At 50.4% G+C, this 3,010-nt stretch carries 3 protein-coding genes; all 3 read right to left on the bottom strand.

All coding sequences use genetic code 11. The annotated features are described in order from the left end of the window. Positions 1-948: hypothetical protein (locus tag PX484_RS04705; protein ID WP_288103021.1), on the bottom strand; the 948-nt coding region annotated here is incomplete at its 3' end. Positions 949-959: 11 nt separating this feature from the next. Continuing rightward, on the bottom strand, positions 960-2,705 hold the full coding sequence (locus tag PX484_RS04700; protein WP_002803320.1) for a R3H domain-containing nucleic acid-binding protein: 1,746 nt from the start codon (positions 2,703-2,705) through the stop codon (positions 960-962). Positions 2,706-2,827: 122 nt separating this feature from the next. Next, positions 2,828-3,010, bottom strand: a 183-nt coding sequence (locus PX484_RS04695) for a Light dependent period protein LdpA domain-containing protein (protein ID WP_288103019.1), incomplete at its 5' end; no start/stop codon positions are given.

Genomic DNA, 3,010 nt, shown 5'->3' with positions numbered 1-3,010 from the left:
ATAAATAAACCAAGCTTGACCCCGGGACCAAGTGCTATCATCGCGCCAGCCCTGTTTTCCCTCATTAAATAAGAAATTTCTATAGGTGGGAGAGTTGACATTTTGATCAAAATAGCCTCTTTGCCAAGTTCCCGTTTTACCCGGGCGACGATTAGCCCCAAAGGTGCGGCTAATGGTGCGGATGTGGGAAAGGGCCTTTTCTTGCCAATCTTTTGCTTCCTTGGGGTCAGAATTGTGGAGACTTGCCCAGAGCAGTTGTTCTATATTGATCGTATGGTCCATAAAAACCTGCCAATGTTCTTGCTGATCGGTGCGATCGGCCTTGCGTAGCCAGCCAAAAGTCCCGATATCGCTGTGATAACTCCCCTTGCCATCCTGAAAGGGTTGCGCTAGTTGTCTGGCTCCCTGTAAAGTGATCTCTAAAGCTGTCTGTTTTTCCTGGCCCCGTCCCGACTCAACCCAAGGAGCAAAAACCAGTAAATTATTAAGAGCGATGTCTTTGTTCTTTAAACTCGCTTCTTTTAAGGGATCGCTCCATTTTTTCGCAGCAGCCGCCCAAAAGCCGCTATACATAGGGTCTGATTCTAAATCAGCCATTTTCCATAATAAAGCAGGAAAAGCCCCTGCCGCCCAAAAATCGGCGTTTTCTAGCTTCCAAGTGCCGGGGATGGGACTATTGAGCCTCCGTCGCCAATTGAAGAAATTAAAACCCGATGGCTCTGGATTGGTAAGATAGGGATAAACAATGCCAAGATAGGCATAACTATCGAGATAATCGATCGTCGTGGTTAGTTTAATCCTAGCCAGATCGAGACAGAGCTTAATTCTTTGGGCCAGGGGCATTTTGTCGCGTAATTCCGCCGCCGATTCGGGACGATGGATAATCAAGGAGGCCACCGCACCGATCGCCGCCCCCGTACCCATAATAATTAGCGTGCGTCGCTTCAAATTCCTGACTCCTAAGCTGGATAGATGCGAATACGGCGATTCGGTTCCTCTCCGAAGCTATCGGATTGGAGACGGTAATGTTCCACTAATTCGTGCTGCATTTTCCGCACTTTCGCCGATCGCGGCAGTAACTCCACCGGTTGACCGGTAGGAATAACGATTTGTTCCACCGCTAACCTGGCCTCCTCTAAAGCTTCGATCTCGTCATCGCTGCCGCTGCGGGCAAATAAACGCAGGTCGGCACCTTCCTGATTCATCGGGTCATCAATGCCCAAAATCCGCTTTAAACCGCGAGAAATTTGGGGCAGGGTATTGGATTTGATGCCGTGGATGGGAATTTGTCTTACTTTGGCAATTTGACGCAATTTTGACTGATTTTTAACGTGGGAACGCAGGGCCAACACCGCGTCAGCCGCCTGTAAATCTTTGGTCAACACGATCGGCAAATCTAGGGCCTGTACTACCTGTTCGATCGGGGCGCGACTAACCCCGTAGGGATAGACATAAACCGGCCAATCTTCGCCATTGGGACCGGGGACGCGGACTTTTTCCGTTTCCGGTTCTTCCTGCAGCCAAGATTGTTCGAGGAGGCGATCGAAATCGTTTTCCCGGTTGAGAGGGCCCTCCGGGAAACGGGCCACGGGAGTCATCCGGCCATCGGCCCGCCATCCCTTGGGTTTATCCATTTCCGGCAGATAATTGCCGCGCAAAGGGGTCAACTTTTCCGGTTTTGGTTCTTCCTGAGCCACCTGTACTTTCCCCTCCTCGTCCACCCAACGGATTTGGGCAATTGCTTCCCGTCCCCGCAGCAGTTGGTCGATAGTGGTAGATACGTCCTCGTGGATGACCCAGCGCTGACGTTCCAACATTTCGATGGCAATGTCAAAGGTGGGCGGTGCTTTGCGTTCTAAAACGGTTTTCTGAGAACCCCGGCGGCGTGCTTCTTCGTCTCCGAGAGTTACTGCCTGAATTCCCCCGACTAAATCCGATAAAGTCGGGTTTTTAATTAAATTTTCCAGTTGATTGCCGTGGGCGGTTCCCACTAACTGCACCCCGCGTTCGGCGATCGTGCGAGCGGCCAGAGCTTCTAATTCCGTACCGATCTCATCAATCACGATCACCTCTGGCATATGGTTTTCCACCGCTTCGATCATGACTTGATGCTGCAATTCCGGACGGGCCACCTGCATCCGACGAGCGCGACCGATGGCTGGATGGGGAATATCTCCATCCCCGGCGATTTCGTTGGAGGTGTCGATAATCACTACCCGTTTATTGAGATCGTCGGCTAAAACTCGGGCTATTTCCCGGAGAGCGGTGGTTTTCCCTACCCCCGGACGACCGAGCAGCAGTAGGGATTTACCCGTTTCCACTAGGTCGTTAATTAGGGTGATCGTACCGAAAACGGCCCGACCGATACGACAGGTTAAACCGATAATTTCCCCGTCTCGATTGCGAATGGCACTGATGCGGTGCAGGGTGCGTTCAATCCCGGCGCGATTATCGCCGCTAAAACTGCCCACCCTGGCGATCGAATACTGGATTTCTTCTTTTGAGATCGGTTCGTCCCCCAGATCGATCGCCCCATCGGGAAAACGCGCTTCTGGTATGCGTCCCAAATCCATAACTACTTCGATCAGTTGATGCTGCCGCGGGTGTTCCTCGATCTTGCCGCGAATCCGAGCGGGTAGAATTGCCAAGAGTTTGTTTAAGTCGTCGGTCACTGGCATCCGAGAGGAGGGTAGGGTTTCTGGCATTAAATTAATAGTAAGAGGTTTTGGCGATAATTGGCTGTTTTTATTTCCAAGATTTTCTTGGGGTCTAACACATTTATGGGTTAGTTGTCAATTAAAAAAATATTATAGTTTTTTGAACAAGGCTAGGCTTTTAATTGAGCCACGAGAATAGAAGCGGCTTTAAGGGCTTCTTGGTAGGCTTGGGGGTCATTTTCAAGGTTAGGCTGGTCTAAATGCTCTAAAATTGGCAAAATCAATGAACGGGCGTAACTTCCAGATGCAATACCAGCGATTTTTTCTCTCAGTCCCAGTTGCTGTAATTTGGT

Origin of the sequence: Microcystis sp. M49636_WE2 (assembly GCF_030065375.1) — a bacterium.
GTDB lineage: Bacteria > Cyanobacteriota > Cyanobacteriia > Cyanobacteriales > Microcystaceae > Microcystis > Microcystis aeruginosa_C.
The sequence above is the reverse complement of the archived record's forward strand: the minus strand, read 5'-3'. Positions and strand labels throughout refer to the sequence as shown.